A 23,567-nucleotide genomic window follows, 5' to 3' on the forward strand; every position below is an offset into this window, starting at 1 on the left:
AACAAAACAGGATAATTAAAAGTTTTAAATGTATAAAGGCGGTATTTTTGTTATGATAGACGGGTATGGCAGTTTTGGGCAAGGGTTTATCGTCCAGCTGTACAATTTTCATCCATTAACATATAGGTGTAATTATGACCGCAATCATCAACCAGCAGATTCCTGAATTTACCACCGAAGCATTTGTAAACGGTGAGTTCAAAACCATCTCTTCAGAAGACACCAAAGGCAAATGGTCTATCTTCATGTTCTACCCACACGACTTCACTTTCGTGTGCCCAACTGAACTTGAAGACATGGCTGACCACTACGAAGAGCTAAAAGGTCTTGGCGTAGAAGTATATGCAGTATCTACTGACAGTCACTTCGTACACAAAGCATGGCACGATTCATCTCCTGCAATCGGTAAAGTAAAATACCCAATGCTAGGTGATGGTACTGGTAAAATCACTCGTGGCTTTAACATCATGATTGAAGACGAGCACGCGGCACTACGTGGTACTTTCCTAGTAGATCCAGACGGCTTCATTAAAGTAGCTGAGATCCACGACCTAGGCATCGGCCGTTCTGCTAAAGACATGATCCGTAAAGTAAAAGCAGCTCAATACGTTCGTGAAAACGACGGTGAAGTTTGCCCAGCAGCATGGGAAGCAGGTCAAGAGACCTTGAAGCCAAGCCTAGACCTAGTTGGTAAAATCTAAACTCTAAGCTAATCTTAAAAAACCATCCAATCTTGGGTGGTTTTTTGTTTGCTAATATATAAAAAACACAAGCCCAAAAGACTTGTGTTTTTAAAGCGAATAATCTTACAATTATGCTTTGGTCAGTAGATACTGATATAGTTCGTCTTTTAGGGCAAGTTTTTTGCGTTTTAGACCTTCGATTTCTTCAGCGCGGCTGGCTGCAGCAACTGGGTCGTTCTCTAGGTTGGTGATTTCTTCGTCAAGTTCATTGTGCTCGTTGAATAGTTTAACGAAATGTAGGTCGTTATCAGTTTTTAGTTTGGTGATTAGTTCGCGGTATTCTGGAAACATAGAATTCTCCTTTGAGTTTGGTGTCATAATGACGAAATTCACCACATAAGAATTATTCTGTGGTTAAGGTTATCTTACCAAGAATGATGAGTCTTAGCAAGCAATAAAAATAAGCGTCATTCACACAATTGCAATATAATAACAAGGCAGTGATATTGTCTGATTTAAGTTGTTGAGCTTTAGCAATATGAATGTTTAAAATTCTCAAATTTGCATTATCCTGCCATCGGCTTATAATGACATCATACATTCCGATTTATTTATTTTATTTAGTCTTAAGGTGATTATTTTTTATTTAGGTTTAAGGTGATTATTATGTTAGACCAATCATTATTAGATGCTGTTAAAACGTACAGCGCCAACATGACTTGTCCGATTCAGATGATTCTGGGTCAAGGTGAGCACGCCAAACGTGCTGAGCTGATTGATTTTCTTGAAAAAATCGCCAGCACCTCTGATAAGATCGGCTTTGATAAGAGTGTTGTGGATACCGACCTATCTGCGATGAGCTTTAAAATTGCCACCGATAATCGCGATACCGGTATTGTGTTTAGCGGTATCCCTGGTGGTCATGAATTCACGTCACTACTGCTTGCGATTTTGCATGCTGGTGGTCACACCATGAAGCTAGACGAAGGCATTCAAGACCTTGTTAAGCGAATCCAAAAACCATTAAAATTCCAAACTTTCGTGTCGCTGTCTTGCCATAACTGCCCAGATGTCGTACAGGCATTGAATCAGTTTGCCGTACTGAACGATGGCATCGAAAACGAGATGATTGACGGTGGTGTGTTCCCAGAGCTTGTAGAAGCTAACAACATTCAAGGCGTGCCTGCGGTATTCCTAAATGGCAAACCATTCCTAAACGGTAAAGTGGACACCGCGCGTATCATCGATAAGCTACAAGCTGAATACCCTGATCTGCTGTCTGAGGGCGTGGCCGAAGAATTAGAAACCCAAGACGTGACCGTCATCGGTGGCGGTCCTGCAGGTTCGGCAGCTGCCATCTATACCGCTCGTAAGGGTCTGCGCGTGGCTCTAGTGGCTGATCGTATTGGCGGTCAGGTTAAAGACACTCAAGACATTGAGAATCTAATCTCAATCCCATTAACCAATGGTAATACGCTAGCTAGCAACCTATCCACGCACATCAAAGAATACAACATCACCGTCAAAGAGCACGTGAGCGTATCAAGTATTGAAGAAGTGAAGGGTGGCTATCAAGTTACCCTAAACACGGGTGCAAGCTGGACGTCACGCACACTAATCATCGCAACAGGCGCCAAATGGCGTAAGCTTGGTGTTAAAGGCGAAGATGAGAACATCGGCAATGGCGTGGCGTACTGCCCACACTGTGATGGCCCATTCTTCAAGGGTAAGCCTGTGGCGGTTATCGGCGGCGGCAACTCTGGTGTTGAAGCAGCGCTTGATTTGGCGGGTATCGTTGAGCATGTGACCGTACTAGAGTTTGGTGATAAGCTTCGTGCTGACCAAGTACTGATCGATAAAGCTGAAGCGCGTGATAATATCACTATCATCAAAAATGCCGCCACTCAAGAAATCACCGCTAATAGTGGTAAAGTGGATAGCCTAATCTATCAAGACCGAGCGAGTGGCGAGAACGTGACGTTGCCATTGTCAGCGGTGTTTGTGCAGATTGGTCTGGTGCCAAACTCTGATGTGGTTAAGGACTTGGTGGATGTGACAGCTCATGGCGAGATTGAGATTGATGCCAAATGTCGCACCAATAAGCCAGGCATGTTCGCATGTGGTGACGTGACAACCGTACCATTTAAGCAAATCAACATCGCCATGGGCGAAGGTTCAAAAGCAGGCTTGGCAGCGTTTGAATATCTGATGATGAATTCTTAATTTATTGTGATGTTCAATATCCAAAAAACACACTTTATGATAAAGTGTGTTTTTTATTGCGTATGTTGTGGGGACGGTTATGTGGTATTTTTTGATGGCGTTTGGGATTGGCATAGGCATCGCTGTGCAGGCAGCGATTAATTCACGCCTTGCCATTGGTCTGGGCAGTCAGCCATTAGCGGCGGCATTTTTCTCTTTTGCTATTGGTACGCTGTGCTTGGGATTGGTTATGCTGTGGCAGGGCGACTGGCAAAGTGTCTCAGACAACATCACCGATCAGCCTTGGTGGCGCTGGGTTGGTGGGGCGATCGGTGCGGTATTTGTGTTTATTACGGCATTTTTGGCGCCGAAGATTGGGCTTGTAAACATGGCCTTTCTAATCATCTTAGGGCAGCTGATTGCAGGCATGGTGATTGATTACTTTGGGCTGATTGAGATGCCTGTTCGTTCGTTAGGCTTGCATAAATACATTGGTCTTGGCGTGATGCTGATTGGACTGACCTTTTTTATGTTTGGCGACAAAGTTTTTAAATAAAAAAACACGGCGCATTGCCGTGTTTTGTTTTATGTTTAGATGGACTGCACATATTCGTCAAGCAGCTCGAACAGTCGATGAATCTCATCTGCTGTCGAGTAGTGCAAAAATCCTACACGTAAGAATCCCGTCTCAACCAAATCTAAATGACGCGCCACATCCAGCGCATAAAAATTACCCGATGGTAAGGCAACGTTGCGTTCGCCAAACCACTTAGCGATGTTGGCAGGATCTAGGACTTTGCCATCTTTGACAAGGTTAAAGGCGAACGTAGGTGTGCGCCCCTCGGTGGTGTTTTTGCCGTATAGGATAAAATAAGGTCGCTGGTTGGCGTATTCTAAGAATAACTTGGATAACCCTTGCTCGTATTCTTGTACGATGGTGTATGCTTGCTGTAGTCGTTCATCTAGCGTGCCATCTATACCGCCTAGATTCGCCCAATACTCAATCAATGCAATCATGCCTGCCTTTGCCTCGAATGACTGTGTGCCTTGTTCAAAGGCAAAAGGGCGAATCTCAGTGGCAGGCTCCACTTTATAAGCGGGTAAATCCAGCGCGCGATTAGAGGCGTAAGCCATGCCAAGGTGAGCACCGCCAAGTTTATAGCTGGAGGCGAAGAGTAGATCGCAGCCCATCTGAGTGGCATTGACTTTCTCGTGTACGATAGCGTGCACCGCATCAACAACCATGAATGCGCCGACAGCCTTGGTGCGCTCGATGATCGGGCTGATGTGAGTTCTTGTTCCTAGCACATTCGACGCCAATGACACCGCCACCAGACGGGTGTTCTCATCGATGAGCATCTCTAATGACTGTAAGTCAAGCGTGCTACCATCGGCAGTTAAGGGGATGCGGCGGATCTCTACGCCTTTATCGATGCCGGCGGTTTGCCATGATGAGACGTTTGAGAAATGGTCAATCGAGCTTAGAACGATGTTGTCACCTGCTTGCCAATCGCGTGATAGAACTCGCGAGAACTGAAACATCAAGCTGGTGGAGTTTAACCCAAAAACCACCTGTTCGGCAGGACAGCCAAGCCAAGCGCCTGCCATCTTACGTGCAGTGGCATTAATGGCACTGGTACGTCTGCCGGCATCTGCATGGCCGCCCATGTTGCTGTTGTAGCAGCCTAGATAATCACCCATCGCTTGGATGACTGCCTTGGGCACCTGACTGCCGCCAGGACCATCAAAGAAAATCGGGGTCTGTCCCTGCTCATCCTTGCAAGAAAATGCCAAAAACTGCTCACGAATCTTGGTAACGTTGTACATTATTTTTCCTAAATCTAATAACGGAAAATAACGCCAATCGATGAATTGGCGTTAAAAATATGCTTAAAATAGCTTACTGTAGATTGGCTGTCAATACGAACAGATCCCAAAAACCCGATTCGCCTGTGGTGCTAAGCTCGCTGGCATAGTGCCAAAGCTCGCTGTCATCCATCACGCAGTATACACCCGTCTCGCTCGGCAGTCTGACCAGCATGCTGTCCGGATTATTCGTCTGATAAGCGCACAGATCGCCGCCTGCTACATCTTGACGGCTGACGGTGAACATGCCAATGCGATCAAAGCCATCTTGGTGCAGACCTTCTGGCGTGGTGATGGTGGGCTTGGCAGGGTCTTTGGAGACGATGCGCATCTGATGGATTTCAATGGTGGCATCGTTAGGCAGTCCGCCTTGGTTGGCGAAGGTATCTACGATGGTTAAGAAACCCTCGGTCTGTAGTAGCTCATCACTCACGTCGTCATATTGGCGAACCACGTCACCTTGGAATTTATTTAATTCGCTACTTTGGACGAATTGGCTGCCACGAATCAGCTCGATGTCCTGGCTGTCTTGGTTGTAGGTGAATTTGGAATAGCGGCGCAGGCGATAACTGCCGTCCTTATATAGGCTGGGCGTTAAGCTGTCAAAATCACTACGAAGTGAGGCGATGATGTCGGTAGGCAGATTGCCTGTGTGAAGAAGTGCGCTCATGATATGTCCTTATATTGGCGTTAGGAGTCTGCATAATATAACAAAAAGTTATTTTGGTGACAAATAAATTTTATTTATAAAAACCTAATGATAAAAAAACATATTATTATGATGGCTTAATCGGACAATAAAAAAGCCAAACGCTTGATCGTTTGGCTTTTTGGGCTTGATAATATTACATGTTTGGGTAGTTAGGACCGCCACCACCTTCTGGCGTTACCCAAGTAATGTTCTGCGATGGATCTTTGATGTCGCAGGTCTTGCAATGGACGCAGTTTTGGCTATTAATGACAAAGCGTGCGCCATGTGGTGCGTTATCATCTGCCACCACTTCGTACACGCCAGCAGGGCAGTATAGGCGCGCAGGCTCGGCATACAGTGGTAGGTTCTTGGTGATTGGCACGGTTGGATCGGTCAGCTTCAGATGGCATGGCTGATCTTCGGCGTGGTTGGTGTTTGAGATGAACACGCTTGATAGCTTATCAAAGGTCAGCTTGTCATCCGGTCTTGGGTAGTCAGGCTTGTAGGCGTGATCTGCCTTATCAAGCTGCGCATAATCATAAGCATTGTCATGTACGGTAAATGGAATCTTACCGCCCAGCAGATTCTGCTCAACAAAGATAAACGCACCACCCATCCATTGACCCATGCGGTGCATGGCAGGCGAGAAGTTGCGTGCGCTGTGCGCGTCTTCAAATAGCCATGAATTCTCAAAGGCGGTCTGATATTCGGTCACTTCATCATGCTGACGACCTGCCTGTAGCGCCTTAAAGATACTCTCGGCGGCCAGCATGCCTGACTTCATCGCAGTGTGCGAGCCTTTGATTTTGGCAGGGTTTAGGAAGCCTGCATCATCACCCACCAATACGCCACCAGCAAAGCTAAGCTTAGGCAGGCTGTTTAGACCGCCTTTGGTTAGGGCGCGTGCGCCATAAGATAGGCGTTTACCGCCTTCTAGGATTGGGCGAATCAGCGGGTGAAGTTTTAGACGTTGTAATTCGTCAAATGGCGAAACGTATGGGTTGTGATAAGACAGATCCACCACCAGACCGAAGCTTACTTGATTGTCTTCAGCGAAGTATAAGAACCAGCCGCCTGTCGTGCCAGTTTCGTTCAATGGCCAACCAGAGCCGTGTAGAATCACGCCTTCTTCGTGCTTGTCTGCATCGATTTCCCAAAGTTCCTTTAGGCCGATGCCGTAGTGCTGTGGATCTTTGTCTTTATCAAGGTGGAAGCGGCTGATCAGGCGTTTGCCTAGATGTCCACGGCAGCCTTCGGCAAAGACGGTGTATTTGGCAAGCAGTTCATAGCCTGCCTCAAAAGATGGCTTGGCCTCGCCGCGCGCATTAACACCCATGTCACCTGTTAAGATGCCGCGTACTGAGCCGTCCTCGTTATATAGAATTTCGCTTGCGGTAAAGCTTGGGAATAGCATGATTTCCATCGCTTCGGCCTGCTGCGCTAGCCAGCGTACGACGTTGCCTAGTGAGACGATATAATTGCCTTCGTTGTGCATGCTGCTAGGGACGATACCATTTGGTAGGCGTTTTGTGCTGTTCTTACCAAGCATGTACACGCGGTCTTCTTTGGCTTTAACGGTGATGGGTGCGCCCATCTCTTGCCAGTTGGGGAATAATTCATCAAGCGCGCGCGTCTCAAGAATCGCGCCTGAAAGCGTGTGTGCGCCAAATTCCGAACCCTTCTCGATGACGCACACCATGAACTCATCCAAACCTTGCTCATTGGCGAGCTGTTTTAGACGGATGGCAGTGGCAAGTCCTGCAGGACCGCCACCTACGACGACGACATCAAATTCCATGGATTCGCGCTGAATTTCATTGTGCATATACATTCCTTAAATCGCTTGTGGGCAGGGGCTGCCAACTGGCTTTTATTGATTAAAAATAACAAAATACGGGAAATTTCATTATTTTACCAACATCAGATTTTTAAGCAAGTCAATTTATCCAATTAATCAGAGATTTGCGCGCATGCGATGATAATTTGTAAAAAATTGTGGCGAATGATTGTTGGGATGATTGATTTTTTGGGGTTAATTCAGATACAATTAATCCAAATCTAGCCTAATGATTCAGGTGATATAATGACAGATAATAATACACAAATTAATAATAAAAACAATGTCTTGCAGGACATTCTTAGTCATTCATCACCCCAAAATAACCGCAAAATTCCCCCGCTTGAGAAATGGTCACCCACGCGCATTCACGACTTTGATATTTTTATCGCGGATAATGCAGAATGGTATCATGAAGGCGATAAGATGACTCGTCAGTCATTGGTTGATTTATTTGCCAGCGTACTGTGGGGTCAGGTGGGTGATGATGGTGTGAAGTGTTATTTTTTGAAGACGTCCAGTGACATGTATCAGATTAAGGTGTTCGACGCGCCGCTACTGATCAACACCGTAGATCAAATCGAGCAAGATGGCGTGACGTGGATTGAATTTGGCACGACCAACGGCGATAAGATTATTCTTAATGATAGTCCATTGTATTTTAAAGAATTTATCAAAGATGGCAAAGCAGAAGATCGTTTGTACATTGACACACGCCATCAGTTGACGGCACGCGTGGGCGCTAATGTGCTCTATCACCTCATACAGATGGGCGAGCTGTCCGAAGAGGGTGGTCGGACGATGCTTACGCTCACAAGCGGTGGACGCACACACCGTGTGGTAACTGAGGTGAGCCATGATTAATCAGCATCCTGATTATGTTAATGATCCAGAGAATGCGCCGATTGGCATGTTTGATTCAGGGGTTGGCGGGCTGTCGGTCTATCGACATCTAAAGGCGCTACTGCCTAATGAGAGGTTCATCTATTATGCTGATACAGCAAATGTCCCGTATGGCAATAAGTCTGCCGATGAGATTCTATTGCTAACCTTGCAAGCAGTGGCAAGACTATGTAAACGCGGCTGTAAGCTCATCGTCATCGCGTGCAACAGCGCATCAGCGAACGCACTGCCCACCATCAGAAAGCGATGCAGTGTGCCCATCGTAGGTCTGGTGCCTGCTGTGAAGCCTGCATGCGCCAAGACCCAAACAAACAAAATCGCTGTACTGGCGACGCGCGCCACATTGTCGGGGCATCTGCTTAATGACGTTATCGATGAAGTGGCGACCCCCAATGGCATCACGGTACAAAAACACTTCGAACCGATGCTCGTGCCATGGGTGGAAGGCGGCATGCCCATCGACAGCCATGTGGCAGACCTACTCATCGAGCAGATGCGCCTGTGGTCAGCTAATGGTGTGGATGTGGTGGTGCTAGGATGTACGCACTATCCATTTTTTCGAGAGTTTTTACAAGCCTATATCGACAAAAATAACCTTAGCATGCATCTGATTGATTCGGGCGCTGCCATCGCCCAGCGTGTCAAATCGCTGCTGAGTGCTTATCAGATTAGTGCCAGTTCACCCAAGAATCTACCGCTGACTTTGTACGCCAGTCATTTCGATGAGCAGCTGGCCAGAACCGTGGGTGGTCTGATTGATGATCAGGTGAAATTCGTAGGTTATGATTTTTTGCCGTTGGCTGATGATGTGCTGTAAGCCAAATGTAGAAAAATGTAAATATGCATGGATTGGCATTGTCAAAGCGTTCAAAATTTGGTCTAATGGTATCAGACCAAAACAACCAAAAAGGAGATGACCATGTCAGAATCAAAGCTAAATGAACAAATCAAGAAATTCGATGAGCTGCAAGACAGCATGCACGAAGCTGAAAAAAACCGCACGCTAGAAGAGCAAGTGGCCTACCTAAAATCACAAGGCATTGACCCATCGAAATCCTATGCTAAATGGGACGACGACCAAGAAGAGGAGTGATGGCTTACCGTCTGATGCAATGAGTGCATAATTCTAAATTCGATATAAAAAGCCCAATCGTAGTGATTGGGCTTTTGTCTGTTTTTTAGATTAGTTTGGTACTAATGAAATGGTGCCATCAGCATTCAACACACGGCGATACGTCTTAGGTGCAACCGTCTGAGCTGGTACTTGAATGGTGCGTACCGGCGCATAAGTCGGCTGAGCTGGACGCGGCTGAGCTTGTGCAGGCGCGACCGATGGTGCTTGTTGTACGACAGGGCGTACTACTTGAGCAGGCTGGGCGACTGGATTGACTTGAGCTGAGTTAGGGTTAGTGCTGACGCGGCTTGTGATTAAGCGATGGAATTTTTGACCTGCGCGACCATCTGGACTAACACCCGCTTGTCTTTGATAATCCATGATGGCGCGGCGTGTATTATCGCCAATGATGCCATCGACTTTACCGATGTCGTAGCCTGCATTTAGCAGTGCTTGCTGAATTTCTTTGGCTTCACGGCGGCTGATGCCAGGATCGTCAGTTGGCCAAGGGGTGACAAAATTGGTATTCGTATCAGAATTCTCAATCAACGTCGATAGATGAGCGATGGCAAGTGCATAGCTCTCTGATGCGTTATAAGAATAGAAGGTATCGAAGTTCTTACCAACCAAGAACGCAGGACCTTGGCGACCTGCAGGCAGTAGCAGTCCTGCCGATGCCATGTTATTCGGTAATGGGCGACCATCTGGTAGGGTGATGCCTTGATTCTGCCAGTGGCTGATGGATTTTTTGGCAGTGCGTCCGCTTGAACCTGTGTAGCCGTTTAGGCGGACTTCATAGCCCCATGGCTCGCCTGTACGGTAGCCACGTTTGGTTAGGAAATTGGCGGTACTGGCAAGCGCGTCTGCCTTAGAATTCACCAAGTCCTTACGTCCATCGCCGTCAAAATCCACCGCCAATTCCAAAAAGGTGCTCGGCATGAACTGCGTCTGTCCGAATGCACCTGCCCATGAACCTGTCATGTCAGATGGGCGGATGTCGCCGTTTTGGACGATTTTGAGTGCGCTGGCAAATTCACCGCGAAAATAGCTCTGACGACGATCAAAGCAAGACAACGTCGCTAGGCTGGTAAATAGGTTCTTGCCACCTAAGGTCTGACCAAAATTACTCTCAACGCCCCACACGCCAAGCACGTGTTCAGGCTTCACACCATAGCGCGACTCGATGCGTCGCAGCACGTCGGCCTGCTCAGCACGAGCTGCCAGACCATCTGCCACACGCTCACTGTCAACAAGTGATGCGTGATAATCCCACGGGTCTTTTTTAAATTCGGGTTGATAGTTTAGTGAGCGGATAACGCTTGGGTCAGGTTCGCTAGGTCGATACATCTCAAAGGTGCTGCTAGAGATGCTGCGAAAGGCAGATGAATGCTTTAGATTATCTAGGCACTGCTGGAACTGTGCATTTGACAGATAAGGCAGATCATTGGCCTGCACGCTCGAGAATGCGCCGATGCTTGCTAAGGTAAGGCTGATTTTGGTTAAGGTTTTCATAATTGTCCTAAAAATGGCAAAAGTAGCTATAAAGTACAAAATTTTTGCCCATTAAAAAAGTAAAATTGATAAAATCAACCGATGGGCAAGATTTGAGTAAGGTATCGGCTGATTTTTGAGCTTGTTTAGAGATTTTGTGCGATTTTTTGGCTGTGGCGTTCAAGATACCACAACAAGAAAACCGCCGCCACCGCCAGAGAAATCACAAGCGCCATCCAGAATCCATAGATGCCCATGTCATAATGAAATGCCAAAAAATACCCTGGAATCAGGCCACAGCCCCAGAATGCGATGAGATGAATCACCATCGGAACGTTTGTGACCTTGTAGCCGCGCAGGGCATAGCTTGCCACGCATTGAATGGCATCGACCAGCTGGAATGCCGCAGCGAATAAAATCACGGTCGCAGCGATACCAATCACCGTCAGATCGTCGGTATACATGTCCGCCAATGGATAACGCAGAACAATCAAAAACGCCGCCGTGACGAATGAGACAACGATGGCAGATGAGATGGCGACACCTGAGACGTAGCGTGCGCGTTTTGGTTTTTGTTGCCCTAGATAGTAGCCGGTGCGTACGGTCGAGGCGATGCCCATGCTCTGAGGCAGCATAAAGATAAGACTGGTCAGGCTAATCACGATCTGCTGGGCAGCGACATAGTTCTCCGTATCGCCACTAAGACGCGCCACCAAGAACATGATGCAGGTAAATAAGCTAACTTCAATAAAAAAAGACAAACCAATTGGTGCGCCTAGGCGGGTAATCTCGATGAAGGTTTTTAGGTTGGGCGCGGTGATTTTATCTGTTAGACCAAACGGCTTAAAATACACGTCTTTGGCGATATAAATAGCCAAAACGATGGCATTCACCCAAAATACGACCGCAGTCGCCAAGCCGCAGCCAGCACCGCCAAGCGCAGGCATGCCAAATTTACCATACACAAAAATCCAATTCAAAGGAATGTTAAGCGCAAAGCAAATCCAGCTGACGATCATGATTGCACGAGGGCGATTAAGACTAGATGCATAAGCATGTAGCGCACGATGCACCATGGCGGCAGGCATGGCAAGCCCAATAAACCAAATATAGCTCTCGGTAATGGCAAGCGTCTCTTGGCTTAAATCAAAAAACGCCTTAAATGGCGCGATCGCTACCCACATCGCCAGCATCCCAATGATGCCCATCAGTAGCCCATACCACAGACCTTGACGTCCCATCTCACCAATCTCATGAGTGGCTTTGGCGCCGTGCTGCTGAGCGATCATGGGGTTAAGCGCGCTCATCACGCCCATCAAGGTCACATAGACAGTAATGAACAGGCTGCTGCCCAGCGCTACCGCTGCTAAGTCTCCCTTGCCTGCACCACCTGCCATGACGGTATCGACGAAACTCGTGCCGACTTGGGCAACCTGAGCCAGCAGCATGGGCAGGGCGAGCGCGATGAGGGTTTTTAGTTCTTTTTTGTAGGTGTTGATAGAATAGGCAGTGACGTCTAGCATGATGAGCCGAATGTGATGAATGGGGTGAATTTCGCCAATGCAGATCAAAAAACAGATGAAATTCGTTGGTGTGTAGTATAAAGAAAATCGCTCAAAAAGTCCACGTAAAGCCCAATCGAATCTATGATAAATAAATACAAAAACAGGACAGTATATCCACCTTAAATGTGAGCACTAACACAACGGACGCGAATAAAGAAAAAATTCGGATTGATTATTGTCAATTTATACTTCTAAAGTAGTATGCCGCGCCCTATTAGATGGATGACGATTGCTGTTTGTTTTGTTAGACTTAGATTACACCCATAGCCGAGGCAACGCCCAGCCGATTAACATGAAAACGTCCGTCCCCACCTTCCACGCCAAAGCCCTCTTCGCTGACATGGGCGGGCAAGGCTCACACACCCAACTTACCCCCACCCCACTTGTGGACGGATTTAACAGACAGCTGACCTACCTACGCCTATCGGTTACCGACTTTTGTAACTTTCGCTGTGATTACTGCTTGCCGAACGGCTATCAAGGCAAACGAGTTGATGACGAGCTGACACTTGCCGAGATTGACACGCTTTTTAACGGCTTTGTCAGTCTTGGTACAAAAAAAGTACGTCTGACAGGCGGAGAGCCATCCGTTCGCCGTGATTTGGCGGACATCATCGCCCTTGCCAAACAGCATGGCATTGCCAAAATCGCCATCTCATCAAACGGCTACAAACTTGCCAAACACCTATCATCTTGGCAAAACGCTGGGCTTAATCAATTAAATCTTAGCATTGACAGTTTTGATAAAGACGTATTCAAAAAAATCACAGGCTTTGATATATTGCCTACGCTCTTAAATGACGTGGATAAATTATTACAAACGACCGACATTAAATTGAAAATGAACGGTATTTTAATGCACGATACCGCTTATGATAATTTATTATCCGCCCTTGATTTTGTCAAAGAGCGTCCTGTTACTTATCGCTTTATTGAATTTATGCAAACCAGTGATAATGCCGATTTGTTTTTTGCTCAAAATCAAACCGCCCAGTTTATCAAAGACTACCTTGTTACACATGGCTGGCAACCCAAAACTAAAGCCCAAGACGATGGACCTGCCATTGAATACATCCACCCTGATTATATAGGCAGTATTGGCATTATTGAGCCGTATGCCAAAAACTTTTGTGATAGTTGCAATCGCTTAAGAGTCAGCAGTCTTGGCAAAGTGCATTTGTGCTTATTTGATTCTCAAAATTATGACATTCGCCCTTATCTTGCCACACAAGATAAAAAAGGGCTAATGACAGCACTAAAAGGCTTAATGCCAATCAAGCCTGAACACCATTATTTAGATAGTCATAGCGGTATGATGAATAATTTATCGCTGGTGGGTGGTTAGTTATATCTTATGATATGATATGGCTTTTAATGTAAAGGTGTTCAATCATGACCGCAGAGACAATCACACAAGCAGATGATTTGCCTAGACTTGTTGGCACATTAACCGATGTACGAGCAGGCAAGGTAGAGCCGTTCGTGCGTGGCGTGAGTGCCATTAACAAAATAGCGATTGACGGTAGCATGACGGTAAATCTGCTGGGTCTGTCCGAGGATGAGCAGGCAGAACATAAATTTCATGGCGGACATCTAAAAGCCCTGCATCAAATGCCCATCACGACCTATGACGCCATCAATCAAGAATTTAATTTAAACGCACCCATCGGCTCATTGGGCGAGAACCTAACCGTGATGACATCAGGCGAACCGATGTGCGAGGATAATGTCTGCATTGGCGACATTTATCAGTTTGGCGAGGGCGATGATAGCGTACAGGTGCGTCTGATACAGCCACGTCGCCCCTGCTATAAGATTAATGACAAGCTTGGCAACGCAGGCGTGTCCTATTTCGTGGCACGAGAGGGCATTGCAGGGTGGTATTATCAGGTGGTGCGAACAGGGGTGCTTCATGCGGGCATGCCTGTTTATCTTATTGACCGCCCTTATCCGTTTGCTAATTTGACGGCGCTGTGGTCATTGATTAACCAAAAATCTGGCATTGAGGCACAGATGGCGGATAAATGGCTTGGTATTGACTGTCTAGAAATCAGCTGGAAAAAGAAAATCCACAACAAACGTAAAGCTCATTGATATTTTATTTATTTTAATTTAAAAGGGTAATCCTATGTGCAAGCTTTGCAATAACCCCAATCACATCGCTCCACCAAAAGCGGACAAGCCATTTATCCCGCTAAACATCGCCGTGCTGACCGTCTCGGACACTCGCACGCTGGACGAAGACACATCAGGGCAGTATCTGGCAGACAGTATCGTCAAAGCAGGGCATACGCTCATTGACCGCAAGCTCACTACAGATGACATCTATCAAATCCGTGCCGTGATGAGTGCGTGGATTGCTGACCCCAATGTTCATGCCGTCATCAGCACGGGCGGTACGGGCTTTTATCATCGGGACAATATGCCAGAGGCGGTGTCGGTGCTGTTTGACAAAGAAGTGGCAGGCTTTGGCGAGATGTTTCGCCTACTCTCCAAAGATGACATCGGTATGTCCACCTTGCAATCTCGGGCGGTGGCAGGTATGGCGAACAGCACGGCGATTTTTTGCTTGCCGGGTTCGACAGGGGCGTGCCGTACGGGCTGGGAAGGCATTTTGTTAGAACAGCTTGATAACCGCACACGCCCATGCAACTTTGTGCCACATCTTATGCGTCAAAATCCCACGCACGGCTAAGCGATGGGCAAAGACATGAGCGTGATTGGTCTATTGATTTTGGCAGGGGGCAATTCTCGCCGTATGGGTTCGCCCAAGGCATTATTACCTTTGCCAAATCATCAGACATTGCTTAATTTTCACATCAATAATGCCAATATGTTAAATCTGCCGATATTGCTTGGCGATAATGATAAAGGGTTTTTGGATAAGTGTTTTTCAAACAATACCAATTCAATCAATTCATCTGTTGTTATCATTGATGACTATATCAAAAATGCAGGGGCGTTATCGTGTCTTTTATCGGCTTTTCATTATTGTCAAACTCATTTTGTTAATCAAGATAAAACAACGGACAATCATTTATCCGATAAATTTTTGATGGTGATTAGCTGTGATAATTTGATTGATGTTGGTGAGATTTTTAATTTATTAAAAAAGGCTAATTTAAAAAATCATCATGGAGCATGTTTAAAAGACGTATCGGGCGATAAAGATTATCCGTTATTAGGCCGTTATTCGTTGTCTTTATATGATGAATTAAAAATATATTTGGATAAGGGCGAGCGGTCTGTGATGAAATTTTTAAAGGATAAAGATATTTGCCAAATATCCATGCCAACAGATTGGCGAAATCTTGCCAATTTTAATACGCCCGATGAATTTAAATTGGCATTGTCGTATTTTCAAAACAACCCACAAAAAGAGCAATCATGAATCTTACCCATTTAGACAAAGACGGCAACATCACCATGGTAGACGTGGGCGACAAAATCGCCACCGCACGCACCGCGAGTGCACAGGGCAAGGTGGTGTTCGCCCCTGACGTGTACCGCCACATCAAAGACACAGACGGCATGACCAAAAAGGGCAGTATCATTCAAACCGCCCACATCGCAGGGATTATGGCAGGCAAAAAAACGCATGAGCTGATACCCTTATGCCACGCCTTGCCCCTTGACACCATCAAGATGAGCTTTCGTTATGCCGATGATGAGTGTGCCATCGTGGTGGGGGCGACCGCCAAAGTTACCCATAAGACAGGCGTTGAAATGGAAGCCCTGACCGCCGTGTCGGTGGCGTGCCTTACCATCTATGACATGACCAAGGCAATCAGCCACGACATCACGATAACTGATATTCATCTTATCCAAAAAACAGGGGGAAAATCCGATTATGACAAATAACAATCAACCATTTGATACGATAAGCCTTACCGTGCTGTACTTTGCCAGCCTTGCCGAGCAGGCAGGTAAGGATAGCGAGACTGTGCAGACTGATAGTGATGACTTGACGGTAATTTATGCCAAATTGTCCACCAAATACGGCTTTGATTTGCCCCAAGACAAGGTAGCAGTTGCCATCAATCACGAGTTTGGCAGTTGGGGCGATGGCGTGTCATCGGGCGATACAATTGCCTTCATTCCGCCTGTGGCAGGGGGCTGATATGAAAACGGTTCATGATAATGCGTTAATCACAAGCCTGCCCAAGGATGAAGCCTATGAGCTTGCCCGAGTGGACGGTTTTGCTTTGTCGGATTGCCCCATTGATGATAGATTGTTAAAATCGTATCTACTAAACGACACGGCAGGGGCGCTCGTCACGTTTGAAGGGTGGGTGCGTAACCATAATAATAATCGAGCGGTGAGCCGTCTGACTTATTATGGCTATGAACAGCTTGCCATCAACCACGGAGCGAAGCTCATCCGTGAAGCCAAAGCCAAATTTGACATCACACACGCAGTCGCCATTCATCGCATTGGCGAGCTTGGCATTGGCGATATGGCGGTGTGGATTGGGGTGTGTGCGTCTCATCGCACGCCTGCTTTTCACGCTTGTGAATGGTTACTGAACGCCATCAAAGCCGACATTCCTGTGTGGAAGCAGGAATTTTATGATGACGACAGCAGTTTGTGGTTGTCTAATAATGGTTAGGGGTAGTTGGGGTGAATATGACAAAATTTAGCCTAATGGCGTGTGGTGTGCTATTTTTGACAGCTTGCCATGACGACAAACATGCCACGCCTGCCCCGACCAATACCATCACACTCTACGCCGCCGCTAGCGTGAGCGATGTGATGAATGAGCTTATCAAAGACTATGAAGCCACCCATCACGTCAAAGTCAACGTCTCTTATGCAGGGTCATCAACCTTAGCCAAGCAGATTGAGCAGGGGGCAAGGGCAGATGTCTTTGTATCAGCAGACATGGACTGGGCGGAATATCTTGTTAAAGCCGACAAAGCACAAGCAAGCACACCACTCCTAAACAACCGCCTTGTGCTTATCTATCCCAAAAATACGCCCATCACAATTGACATGACTGCACAGACATTGGGTGGGCAGTTTGATGGCAAGCTCTGCACAGGGCAGACCGACAGCGTGCCTGTGGGCAAATACGCCAAGCAAGCCCTAATCGCCAAAAACTGGTGGCAAGGCATACAAGGCAGATTGGTGGAGACATCGGATGTACGCACCGCCCTAAACTTTGTCGCTCGGGGCGAATGCATGCTTGGGATTGTCTATGCCACCGATGCCAAGATGAGCGATGATGTGGACATTGCTGGCGAATTTGCCACGACCGACCACGCCCCCATCGTCTATCCTGTGGTACAACTCTCCCAAAGTGCTAACGCTTATGCTTTTTATGATTACCTACAAAGCCCCACCGCCAAAACGGTGTATCAAAAATACGGCTTTGGTGTGGTAGAATAGAGCCTTTGATTAACCGCCATTATCCATGCTAACCCCTGATGAAATCGCCATTTTAACCTTATCATTCAAGGTTGCTTTTTGTTGTTTGCTTATCAACATCGTGCCTGCCGTATTGGTGGGCTATTGGCTTGCTCGTAAGGAATTTTGGGGCAAGTCGCTTGTTGAGACGGTAATTTTTTTGCCCCTTGTGTTGCCCCCTGTCGTGCCAGGGTATCTTTTGCTTGCTGTATTTGGTAATCAAGGGCTGATTGGTAAGCACCTATCAGCTTTGGGGCTAGAATTTGCTTTTAATTGGAAAGGGGCGGTGCTGGCAAGTGCGGTGATGGGCTTTCCGCTTATGGTGCAGTCGGTACGCCTTGCCATGCAGATGGTGGATGAGCGACTTGAAATGACCGCTCGCACGCTTGGGGCGTCTGATATGGCGGTATTTTTTGGGATAACGTTGCCCCTTGCGTGGGGTGGGATTTTGGTGGGGGCAATACTGTCATTTTGTCGCAGTCTTGGCGAATTTGGGGCGACCATCACCTTTGTGGGCAATGTGGCAGGCGAGACTCGCACGTTGCCCCTTGCCATTTATAGCCTACTCCAACAAGCCGATAGCGACCATGCCATCATGCGACTTTTGATTATGTCGGTGGCGGTGGCGTTTTGTGCGTTGTGGTTTTCGCAGTGGTATACCCGCCATCAGTCCGCCAAATTACAAGGATAAGCCATGTTTCATTGTCAATTTCGCCTAAGTCTTGGCAAAAAAACGCTTGATGCCCACCTTGTCAAATCCTCCCCTGTGGTGGGCATTTTTGGACGGTCGGGAGCGGGCAAAAGTAGCATTTTGCACGCTTTGGCAGGGATTATCACGCCCACAGAGGGATATATTATCATTGATGGGCAGGTGTGGTTTAATGATAAGACCAATCTGTCACCCCAAAGTCGGCGTGTGGGGCTTGTCTTTCAAGACGCCCAGCTGTTTCCGCATAAATCGGTCATGGATAATCTGCTGTTTGGCTACAACAACATCACGCCAAGTGATAGGCGATTTAGCCCTGATGAGATTATTGAATTACTAAAACTTGATACCCTAACCCACCGCCACCCAAAAAACCTATCAGGGGGTGAAAAACAACGTGTCGCCTTGGGGCGTGCATTGCTATACTCGCCAAAGCTCCTGTTACTCGATGAGCCATTATCCGCCTTAGACCGTGAGCATAAGGATGAGATTTTGCCGTTTTTTGAACATATTCGTGATACGCTGGCAATCCCTATGCTGTACGTTAGCCACGACAAAAGCGAGATTGAGCGATTGACAGATGAGTTGCTTTATTTATAAAATTTTTGGTCAATTACATCTCATACACAAACGCATCTGCCAGTTTATCAAAGCCATTGACGCTGACCTTTAGGTCGTGAATCAGCCCATCTTCAAGCCCATAAATCCAGCCGTGAATGGACAATTTTTGTCCCCTGTGCCATGCGTTTTGGACGATGGTGGTGTGGCAGACGTTGGTAACTTGGCGTTTGACATTGAGCTCACAGAGCAGGTCAGTCTGCTCATCAAGGGTGAGATTGGTAAATTTATCCAAATACTGATAATGAATGCCTTTGAGTGAGCGTAGCCAATTGTCAATCAGCCCAAACTCTTGGTGCGACAGTGCCGACCGCACCCCACCGCAGCCATAATGCCCACAGACGATGATGTGTTCAACCTTTAGCATATCCACCGCATATTGTAGGGCGGATAGTAGATTCATGTCGGTGGCGACGACCATGTTCGCCACGTTGCGATGGACAAACAGCTCCCCTGGCATCAGTCCCACCACTTCATTGGCAGGCACACGACTGTCAGAACAGCCAATCCAAAAATACTTGGGCGACTGCTGGCGGGCAAGGCGTGGAAAATAATCAGGGTCTCGGGCAGACAGACTCTCTGCCCAGAAACGGTTGGATTCTAATAGGTCGGATAACATGATGAATGCCAAATAAAGTCAAATTATGACTTTAAAATAGCACACCCGCCCAAATCTACCATACCAAATACAGGCAGGATGGCTTAGCCAAAGGGGGTAGTTTCGGTGTGGGGATCAGCACTTTTGGGGAATGTGGTTTTTGGGATGATTTGGCTAAGATGGCACAAAATAGCCATACCAATAACAGCATGAAATTAAACGACATATCTCATCAGGCGCATCTATTGGCGCTAGAAAGCCATCCCATCTTTGCGCTGCTGCCAAATACCCAGCAGGGCATCGATATCAAAAAATCCCTATTGTCGATGGTGTCTATCCACGAATACACCAAAGGTGAGATCGTGTTCTTGCAGCATAGCCCTGTGGTGAATTTATATTTTTTATTGGATGGGCGAGTGGATTGTCATCGGCAGCTGCCCAGCGGCCAAGAATCGCTCATCGCGCAGTATGACAGCATCGGACTTATTAACGAAAGCGTGCTTTGGGATTGGCAAAAGACCGATCGTGAAGACTTATCTGCACTTCAAAACAAAGAAACCATCGCTGCTAAGCATTCGGCGCTGCTTAGCACCAAAGGCGGTATCCATCAGCTCACTGCCACCAGTCGCGGTACGTCACTCGTGGCAAGCCTGTGTGTGGAGAGTTATTTTAAGACGCTTGATGAGTTTGAGCTTGGCGGGCTGTTAAAATGGTTCTGCGAATGCATCAGCAAGCGACTGCATCGTCACATTGTCAGCAGTGATTTGCTGGCTTTCGTGCAGGCAAAATCTAAGCTGAGCTATTATTTTATCACGCATTATCCGATTGATAAGCCTTTTAAGATGCTATGCACCCAAAAGCAATTGGCGGGACAAATTGGTCTGCGCCCAGAGACTTTATCGCGCACCTTAAAAGAAATGATGGCAGCAAACCTCATCAAAAAAGAAGGCGCTACCTATCAAATCATCGACATCGAAGGGCTGCTGGCTCTTGTTAGCGAATAAGCTAGCTTGGTAAATGATTAACCGCCCACACGGCAGCTTCCACGCGCGTGCGAAGTCCGATTTTTGCCAATATGTGCTTAACGTGTACTTTGACGGTGGATTCGGCAATGCCTAGCTTATTACCGATCATCTTATTGCTCATGCCGTCTTTGATCATGTGAAGCACTTGTAATTCTCTGTCGGTAAGGTCTAGCGTGGCTTCTGATTGATTGGGCTTTCGCATGGCAGCCGCTAGAATGGGCGCAAGTGCAGGGCTGATCACCAGCTCACCGCGCAGGATTCGGCGAATATTGCCGATGATTTCCTCTGGCTCCATGTCCTTTAATAGATAGCCATCAGCACCCAGCTCTAGCGCGTCTTGCACATCTTTTAGATTGTCTGACACTGTGAATAATAGCACCTTTACGTCAATCTCGCGTTCGCGCACGGCTTTTAGTGTCTCAATGCCATTCATGATGGGCATGTTGTGATCTAATACGATAAGATTGACATCGTGCTGGGCTAAGAAGTCAAGCGCTTCACCACCATGATTGGCTTGTCCTATGACACTAACGTCAATCTCTAGATTTAGTAAATCAGACAGTCCGCGTCTTAGCATCGGATGATCATCGACGAGCAGTAGTTTGGCGGGATTTTCGGCGGTGTATATCTTTTGACTCATGAGTTACCTTTTGGCTGATATTGCAATATTGGCTTTATTAATTTAATTGGTCACTTGATGATTTAATTCGTCATCGAGTGCCTGAGTTAGGGTGTTGATTTCGTCATCGCTCCAGCTGTTTAGTTTGGGTTCTTGGCGTGGTGATTTGGATTGTTTTAAGAAAAACTGCGGCATGAATCGTACCGAGACTTGTGTGCCGTGCGGTACGGCGTTAGAGATATTAATCATGCCGCCAAGGTTTACGGCGCGCTCACCCATGGTACTAAGCCCGTAATGCCCTTGTTTTTGTTTGTCGCTTTGTTCGATGCCGATGCCATCGTCTTTGATTATCATGACGACATCTTGGCTGGCGCTGTCTTGGTATAGTGCTAGGCTTACGTGACTGGCCTTGGCGTGTTTTAGGATGTTGGAGAGTGCCTCGCGCATGATCTGTAGTAGGTCAATCTGCTCTGAAGCGGACAGATGCACGGTCAGAATCCGATTGTCAAACGCGGTGCTGAATCCGCCTTTTTGGGCAAATTCATCCATCGTCGCAGACAGGATCTCATTAAAATCCCCGCCATCGATGCGCAGGCGGAATGTGGTCAATAGATCGCGCAGCTGTCCATAGGCGGCATTTAGCCCTTCGGTCATCTGAGTGAGTAGCTGAGCCTGTTTGGCATGTGATTCTGATAGAAGGGCACGAGTCTCATCATCGAGCGAGTTTTGGCTTTGCTGCATGAGTGTTTTTAGCATGCTTAGCTGTATCTTTAGATATGATAATGATTGAGCGATGGAGTCGTGCAGTTCACGCGCTAGGGTGTTGCGTTCTTCTGACAGTATCAGCTCTTGTTCTTGTTTCTTCTTTTCTTTTGAGACGAGTGCCAGCGCAACCAAGTTGGCCAGTGCAATCAATAAATCTTCTTGAGGTAAGAATTGATTGTCGTCCAGATTCACCACATCGATTTTTAGTTGGCTTTCTTTGGCGTTATTGACGAGCAGCTCACCCCAGCGTCTGCCCGATGCTTCGATAGGGATGATGCGTGTGTTGTTGTTCGCTTTTAATTGGCATTCATCGCAATCCTCAGGAGTACAAAACTCAGGAATCTCTTTATCCGACAGCGATAGGATGATGTTGTTCTGATTGTCTTCTTCGTGTAGGCATAATGACATCTCGCTGTTGGGGAGCAGAGTGGAGAATTCTTTAACTAGAGATTGAAGTTGTAGGCTAGATAGGTTGCCTGTGACGATTTTTTGAGCGAAGTTATACAGCGCATAGATCGCCTGATTGGCCTGCGTAAGATGTGCGGTAGTGCGGCGAACCTCGCTTTTTAATTGGCTTTGATGCGTGTTAATAGTGCCAAGCATCGCACTCATCGCATCGGAGAGCTGATTGATTTCTCGGTAGCCCTTGACTGACAGATTGCTACTGGCAAGCTTTAGACTGCCTTGCTTGTAGGAGTTGGTGGCCTCGGTGAGTCGTTTTAGGGGGATTAGGGCGTTTTTATTTAGCTCGTGCATGCCGATGATCATGGCGGTCAAGATCAGCAGTAGCGTACCGATGTGCAGGTATTGCTGCTGCTGGCTACGCACTTCGCTGCGTTTTTGAATGTCTAGCACGAAGTTATTAACTTCGGTCAGATAAGCCAGCGACGATTCATAAAAGCCGATATTATCTTCTGATAGCAGGCGTGGTTGTAGATTGTCATGCCATAGATTTTCTATTTTTATTAAGGATTGATCGATGTTGTCGTGTTGGTTGCCGGCTAGGGATTGGTAATTGCGCAGCTGTGACAGGCGCATCAGCATGTCTTCGTTCAATGCCTGAATGTCAATGGGTGTGCCTTTGGCATCGATGCTTAGGGCGTGACTGATGCGGTAGGTTGCCATGCGAATGGCACCGGCTTGGTTGATGGCTTGGGCGTCCATCTTGGCGACTTTAGATAAAGAAAAACTCATCGCGCCTAAGATTGCGATGATCAGCGTAATAAACATCACCATCGTCCACGCACGCTTGACAAAGGAATGATGAACATCAAATCGCTTCAAGATACCGCTCATCGTGTCATTATTCGCCATGATACCCCTAAAGAATTGCCATGATGAATTGGTGTTGATTTTTAGCAATTATTCCAAAAATCCTGCCAGAATTCATCTTTTAAATCCATGAAAAATATGGTGTTTTTATAATATAATTCCGTATTTTTTTCCATACCACTAAAGTATTAAGCATGCATCATAA

The 23,567-nt window shown here is 46.9% G+C and carries 26 protein-coding genes; 17 read left to right on the forward strand and 9 right to left on the reverse strand.

Translation table 11 applies throughout. From position 1 onward, the window contains the following. The first annotated feature begins 134 nt into the window (after positions 1-134). A complete protein-coding gene (ahpC, locus tag DYD54_RS01635; protein ID WP_046696051.1) occupies positions 135-701 on the forward strand; it encodes an alkyl hydroperoxide reductase subunit C in 567 nt (188 codons plus the stop codon). A 111-nt stretch (positions 702-812) separates the two neighbouring features. Here the strand turns inward: ahpC and DYD54_RS01640 are convergent, their stop codons facing one another. After that, entirely contained in the window at positions 813-1,034 is a 222-nt protein-coding gene (locus DYD54_RS01640) for an HP1242/YdcH family protein (protein ID WP_063513492.1), read from the reverse strand. Positions 1,035-1,349: 315 nt separating this feature from the next. On the opposite strand from DYD54_RS01640, the gene ahpF reads away from it, so the two are divergent. Both ahpF and DYD54_RS01650 read left to right on the forward strand, forming a co-directional pair. After that, positions 1,350-2,906, forward strand: coding sequence for an alkyl hydroperoxide reductase subunit F (ahpF, locus tag DYD54_RS01645; RefSeq protein ID WP_063513493.1), 1,557 nt, complete (start codon positions 1,350-1,352; stop codon positions 2,904-2,906). A 79-nt stretch (positions 2,907-2,985) separates the two neighbouring features. Further along, a complete protein-coding gene (locus DYD54_RS01650; RefSeq protein WP_063513494.1) occupies positions 2,986-3,441 on the forward strand; it encodes a DMT family transporter in 456 nt (151 codons plus the stop codon). Positions 3,442-3,476: 35 nt separating this feature from the next. Here the strand turns inward: DYD54_RS01650 and DYD54_RS01655 are convergent, their stop codons facing one another. The 3 genes from DYD54_RS01655 to DYD54_RS01665 form a co-directional block, all read right to left on the reverse strand. Next, a complete protein-coding gene (locus tag DYD54_RS01655) occupies positions 3,477-4,712 on the reverse strand; it encodes an aminotransferase class V-fold PLP-dependent enzyme (protein WP_084260557.1) in 1,236 nt (411 codons plus the stop codon). A gap of 73 nt (positions 4,713-4,785) precedes the next feature. Continuing rightward, positions 4,786-5,421, reverse strand: a complete 636-nt coding sequence (locus DYD54_RS01660) for a 2OG-Fe dioxygenase family protein (protein WP_063513496.1) — start codon at positions 5,419-5,421, stop codon at positions 4,786-4,788. A gap of 175 nt (positions 5,422-5,596) precedes the next feature. Next, positions 5,597-7,267, reverse strand: coding sequence for an electron transfer flavoprotein-ubiquinone oxidoreductase (locus DYD54_RS01665; RefSeq protein WP_063513497.1), 1,671 nt, complete (start codon positions 7,265-7,267; stop codon positions 5,597-5,599). 258 nt (positions 7,268-7,525) lie between these two features. Between DYD54_RS01665 and DYD54_RS01670 the strand changes: the two genes are divergently transcribed. The 3 genes from DYD54_RS01670 (at position 7,526) to DYD54_RS01680 (ending at position 9,275) form a co-directional block, all read left to right on the forward strand. Beyond that, the gene (locus tag DYD54_RS01670) at positions 7,526-8,143 is read left to right on the forward strand and encodes a DUF1285 domain-containing protein (RefSeq protein WP_063513498.1); all 618 of its coding nucleotides are present in this window, start codon (positions 7,526-7,528) and stop codon (positions 8,141-8,143) included. Continuing rightward, positions 8,136-8,999, forward strand: a complete 864-nt coding sequence (gene murI, locus DYD54_RS01675; protein ID WP_063513499.1) for a glutamate racemase — start codon at positions 8,136-8,138, stop codon at positions 8,997-8,999. The genes DYD54_RS01670 and murI overlap by 8 nt, the downstream gene beginning before the upstream one ends. 102 nt (positions 9,000-9,101) lie before the next feature. Then, positions 9,102-9,275: a hypothetical protein gene (locus DYD54_RS01680; RefSeq protein WP_226997789.1), complete on the forward strand. Its 174-nt coding sequence runs from the start codon at positions 9,102-9,104 to the stop codon at positions 9,273-9,275. Positions 9,276-9,365: 90 nt separating this feature from the next. Here the strand turns inward: DYD54_RS01680 and DYD54_RS01685 are convergent, their stop codons facing one another. Continuing rightward, on the reverse strand, positions 9,366-10,808 hold the full coding sequence (locus DYD54_RS01685; RefSeq protein ID WP_063513500.1) for a lytic murein transglycosylase: 1,443 nt from the start codon (positions 10,806-10,808) through the stop codon (positions 9,366-9,368). Between the two features lie 125 nt (positions 10,809-10,933). Then, positions 10,934-12,358, reverse strand: a complete 1,425-nt coding sequence (locus DYD54_RS01690) for an MATE family efflux transporter (RefSeq protein WP_256594021.1) — start codon at positions 12,356-12,358, stop codon at positions 10,934-10,936. A 334-nt stretch (positions 12,359-12,692) separates the two neighbouring features. Between DYD54_RS01690 and moaA the strand changes: the two genes are divergently transcribed. The 10 genes from moaA to DYD54_RS01740 are packed head-to-tail and all read left to right on the forward strand — an operon-like array spanning position 12,693 to position 19,065. Next, on the forward strand, positions 12,693-13,697 hold the full coding sequence (moaA, locus tag DYD54_RS01695; RefSeq protein ID WP_228703606.1) for a GTP 3',8-cyclase MoaA: 1,005 nt from the start codon (positions 12,693-12,695) through the stop codon (positions 13,695-13,697). Between the two features lie 47 nt (positions 13,698-13,744). Then, the gene (locus DYD54_RS01700) at positions 13,745-14,446 is read left to right on the forward strand and encodes an MOSC domain-containing protein (protein ID WP_063513501.1); all 702 of its coding nucleotides are present in this window, start codon (positions 13,745-13,747) and stop codon (positions 14,444-14,446) included. 34 nt (positions 14,447-14,480) lie between these two features. Next, positions 14,481-15,047, forward strand: coding sequence for a molybdenum cofactor biosynthesis protein B (gene moaB / locus DYD54_RS01705; protein ID WP_063513502.1), 567 nt, complete (start codon positions 14,481-14,483; stop codon positions 15,045-15,047). Between the two features lie 15 nt (positions 15,048-15,062). Then, entirely contained in the window at positions 15,063-15,743 is a 681-nt protein-coding gene (gene mobA / locus DYD54_RS01710) for a molybdenum cofactor guanylyltransferase (protein ID WP_084260726.1), read from the forward strand. Then, positions 15,740-16,213: a cyclic pyranopterin monophosphate synthase MoaC gene (gene moaC, locus DYD54_RS01715; protein ID WP_063513503.1), complete on the forward strand. Its 474-nt coding sequence runs from the start codon at positions 15,740-15,742 to the stop codon at positions 16,211-16,213. Before mobA ends, moaC begins: the two co-directional genes overlap by 4 nt. Next, positions 16,203-16,472: a MoaD/ThiS family protein gene (locus DYD54_RS01720; protein ID WP_063513504.1), complete on the forward strand. Its 270-nt coding sequence runs from the start codon at positions 16,203-16,205 to the stop codon at positions 16,470-16,472. The genes moaC and DYD54_RS01720 overlap by 11 nt, the downstream gene beginning before the upstream one ends. A 1-nt stretch (position 16,473) precedes the next feature. After that, positions 16,474-16,962, forward strand: coding sequence for a molybdenum cofactor biosynthesis protein MoaE (locus DYD54_RS01725; RefSeq protein WP_063513505.1), 489 nt, complete (start codon positions 16,474-16,476; stop codon positions 16,960-16,962). Between the two features lie 17 nt (positions 16,963-16,979). Further along, on the forward strand, positions 16,980-17,741 hold the full coding sequence (gene modA / locus DYD54_RS01730) for a molybdate ABC transporter substrate-binding protein (RefSeq protein WP_063513506.1): 762 nt from the start codon (positions 16,980-16,982) through the stop codon (positions 17,739-17,741). A gap of 25 nt (positions 17,742-17,766) precedes the next feature. Beyond that, positions 17,767-18,450: a molybdate ABC transporter permease subunit gene (modB, locus tag DYD54_RS01735; RefSeq protein ID WP_063513507.1), complete on the forward strand. Its 684-nt coding sequence runs from the start codon at positions 17,767-17,769 to the stop codon at positions 18,448-18,450. Between the two features lie 3 nt (positions 18,451-18,453). Then, entirely contained in the window at positions 18,454-19,065 is a 612-nt protein-coding gene (locus tag DYD54_RS01740; RefSeq protein ID WP_063513508.1) for an ATP-binding cassette domain-containing protein, read from the forward strand. Between the two features lie 13 nt (positions 19,066-19,078). On the opposite strand, the gene can is transcribed toward DYD54_RS01740, so the two are convergent. Next, positions 19,079-19,702, reverse strand: coding sequence for a carbonate dehydratase (can, locus tag DYD54_RS01745; RefSeq protein WP_063513509.1), 624 nt, complete (start codon positions 19,700-19,702; stop codon positions 19,079-19,081). A 158-nt stretch (positions 19,703-19,860) separates the two neighbouring features. Between can and DYD54_RS01750 the strand changes: the two genes are divergently transcribed. Then, entirely contained in the window at positions 19,861-20,685 is an 825-nt protein-coding gene (locus DYD54_RS01750) for a Crp/Fnr family transcriptional regulator (RefSeq protein WP_147285061.1), read from the forward strand. A 1-nt stretch (position 20,686) separates the two neighbouring features. On the opposite strand, the gene narL is transcribed toward DYD54_RS01750, so the two are convergent. Together narL and DYD54_RS01760 are read right to left on the reverse strand one after the other, a co-directional pair. After that, positions 20,687-21,346 carry a two-component system response regulator NarL gene (narL, locus tag DYD54_RS01755; RefSeq protein WP_046696065.1) on the reverse strand — a complete coding sequence of 220 codons (660 nt, stop codon included), beginning with the start codon at positions 21,344-21,346 and terminating at the stop codon, positions 20,687-20,689. Between the two features lie 42 nt (positions 21,347-21,388). Beyond that, the gene (locus tag DYD54_RS01760; protein WP_063513511.1) at positions 21,389-23,404 is read right to left on the reverse strand and encodes a histidine kinase; all 2,016 of its coding nucleotides are present in this window, start codon (positions 23,402-23,404) and stop codon (positions 21,389-21,391) included. Positions 23,405-23,567: the final 163 nt, after the last annotated feature.

The organism is Moraxella ovis (assembly GCF_900453105.1).
GTDB lineage: Bacteria > Pseudomonadota > Gammaproteobacteria > Pseudomonadales > Moraxellaceae > Moraxella > Moraxella ovis.

Bases quoted from the DNA above. Each gene is read 5' to 3' on its own strand.
- ahpC (WP_046696051.1), top strand. From the start codon at position 135: ATGACCGCAATCATCAACCAGCAGATTCCTGAATTTACCACCGAAGCA.
- DYD54_RS01640 (WP_063513492.1), bottom strand. From the start codon at position 1,034: ATGTTTCCAGAATACCGCGAACTAATCACCAAACTAAAAACTGATAAC.
- ahpF (WP_063513493.1), top strand. From the start codon at position 1,350: ATGTTAGACCAATCATTATTAGATGCTGTTAAAACGTACAGCGCCAAC.
- DYD54_RS01650 (WP_063513494.1), top strand. From the start codon at position 2,986: ATGTGGTATTTTTTGATGGCGTTTGGGATTGGCATAGGCATCGCTGTG.
- DYD54_RS01655 (WP_084260557.1), bottom strand. From the start codon at position 4,712: ATGTACAACGTTACCAAGATTCGTGAGCAGTTTTTGGCATTTTCTTGC.
- DYD54_RS01660 (WP_063513496.1), bottom strand. From the start codon at position 5,421: ATGAGCGCACTTCTTCACACAGGCAATCTGCCTACCGACATCATCGCC.
- DYD54_RS01665 (WP_063513497.1), bottom strand. From the start codon at position 7,267: ATGCACAATGAAATTCAGCGCGAATCCATGGAATTTGATGTCGTCGTC.
- DYD54_RS01670 (WP_063513498.1), top strand. From the start codon at position 7,526: ATGACAGATAATAATACACAAATTAATAATAAAAACAATGTCTTGCAG.
- murI (WP_063513499.1), top strand. From the start codon at position 8,136: ATGATTAATCAGCATCCTGATTATGTTAATGATCCAGAGAATGCGCCG.
- DYD54_RS01680 (WP_226997789.1), top strand. From the start codon at position 9,102: ATGTCAGAATCAAAGCTAAATGAACAAATCAAGAAATTCGATGAGCTG.
- DYD54_RS01685 (WP_063513500.1), bottom strand. From the start codon at position 10,808: ATGAAAACCTTAACCAAAATCAGCCTTACCTTAGCAAGCATCGGCGCA.
- moaA (WP_228703606.1), top strand. From the start codon at position 12,693: ATGGGCGGGCAAGGCTCACACACCCAACTTACCCCCACCCCACTTGTG.
- DYD54_RS01700 (WP_063513501.1), top strand. From the start codon at position 13,745: ATGACCGCAGAGACAATCACACAAGCAGATGATTTGCCTAGACTTGTT.
- moaB (WP_063513502.1), top strand. From the start codon at position 14,481: ATGTGCAAGCTTTGCAATAACCCCAATCACATCGCTCCACCAAAAGCG.
- mobA (WP_084260726.1), top strand. From the start codon at position 15,063: ATGAGCGTGATTGGTCTATTGATTTTGGCAGGGGGCAATTCTCGCCGT.
- moaC (WP_063513503.1), top strand. From the start codon at position 15,740: ATGAATCTTACCCATTTAGACAAAGACGGCAACATCACCATGGTAGAC.
- DYD54_RS01720 (WP_063513504.1), top strand. From the start codon at position 16,203: ATGACAAATAACAATCAACCATTTGATACGATAAGCCTTACCGTGCTG.
- DYD54_RS01725 (WP_063513505.1), top strand. From the start codon at position 16,474: ATGAAAACGGTTCATGATAATGCGTTAATCACAAGCCTGCCCAAGGAT.
- modA (WP_063513506.1), top strand. From the start codon at position 16,980: ATGACAAAATTTAGCCTAATGGCGTGTGGTGTGCTATTTTTGACAGCT.
- modB (WP_063513507.1), top strand. From the start codon at position 17,767: ATGCTAACCCCTGATGAAATCGCCATTTTAACCTTATCATTCAAGGTT.
- DYD54_RS01740 (WP_063513508.1), top strand. From the start codon at position 18,454: ATGTTTCATTGTCAATTTCGCCTAAGTCTTGGCAAAAAAACGCTTGAT.
- can (WP_063513509.1), bottom strand. From the start codon at position 19,702: ATGTTATCCGACCTATTAGAATCCAACCGTTTCTGGGCAGAGAGTCTG.
- DYD54_RS01750 (WP_147285061.1), top strand. From the start codon at position 19,861: ATGGCACAAAATAGCCATACCAATAACAGCATGAAATTAAACGACATA.
- narL (WP_046696065.1), bottom strand. From the start codon at position 21,346: ATGAGTCAAAAGATATACACCGCCGAAAATCCCGCCAAACTACTGCTC.
- DYD54_RS01760 (WP_063513511.1), bottom strand. From the start codon at position 23,404: ATGGCGAATAATGACACGATGAGCGGTATCTTGAAGCGATTTGATGTT.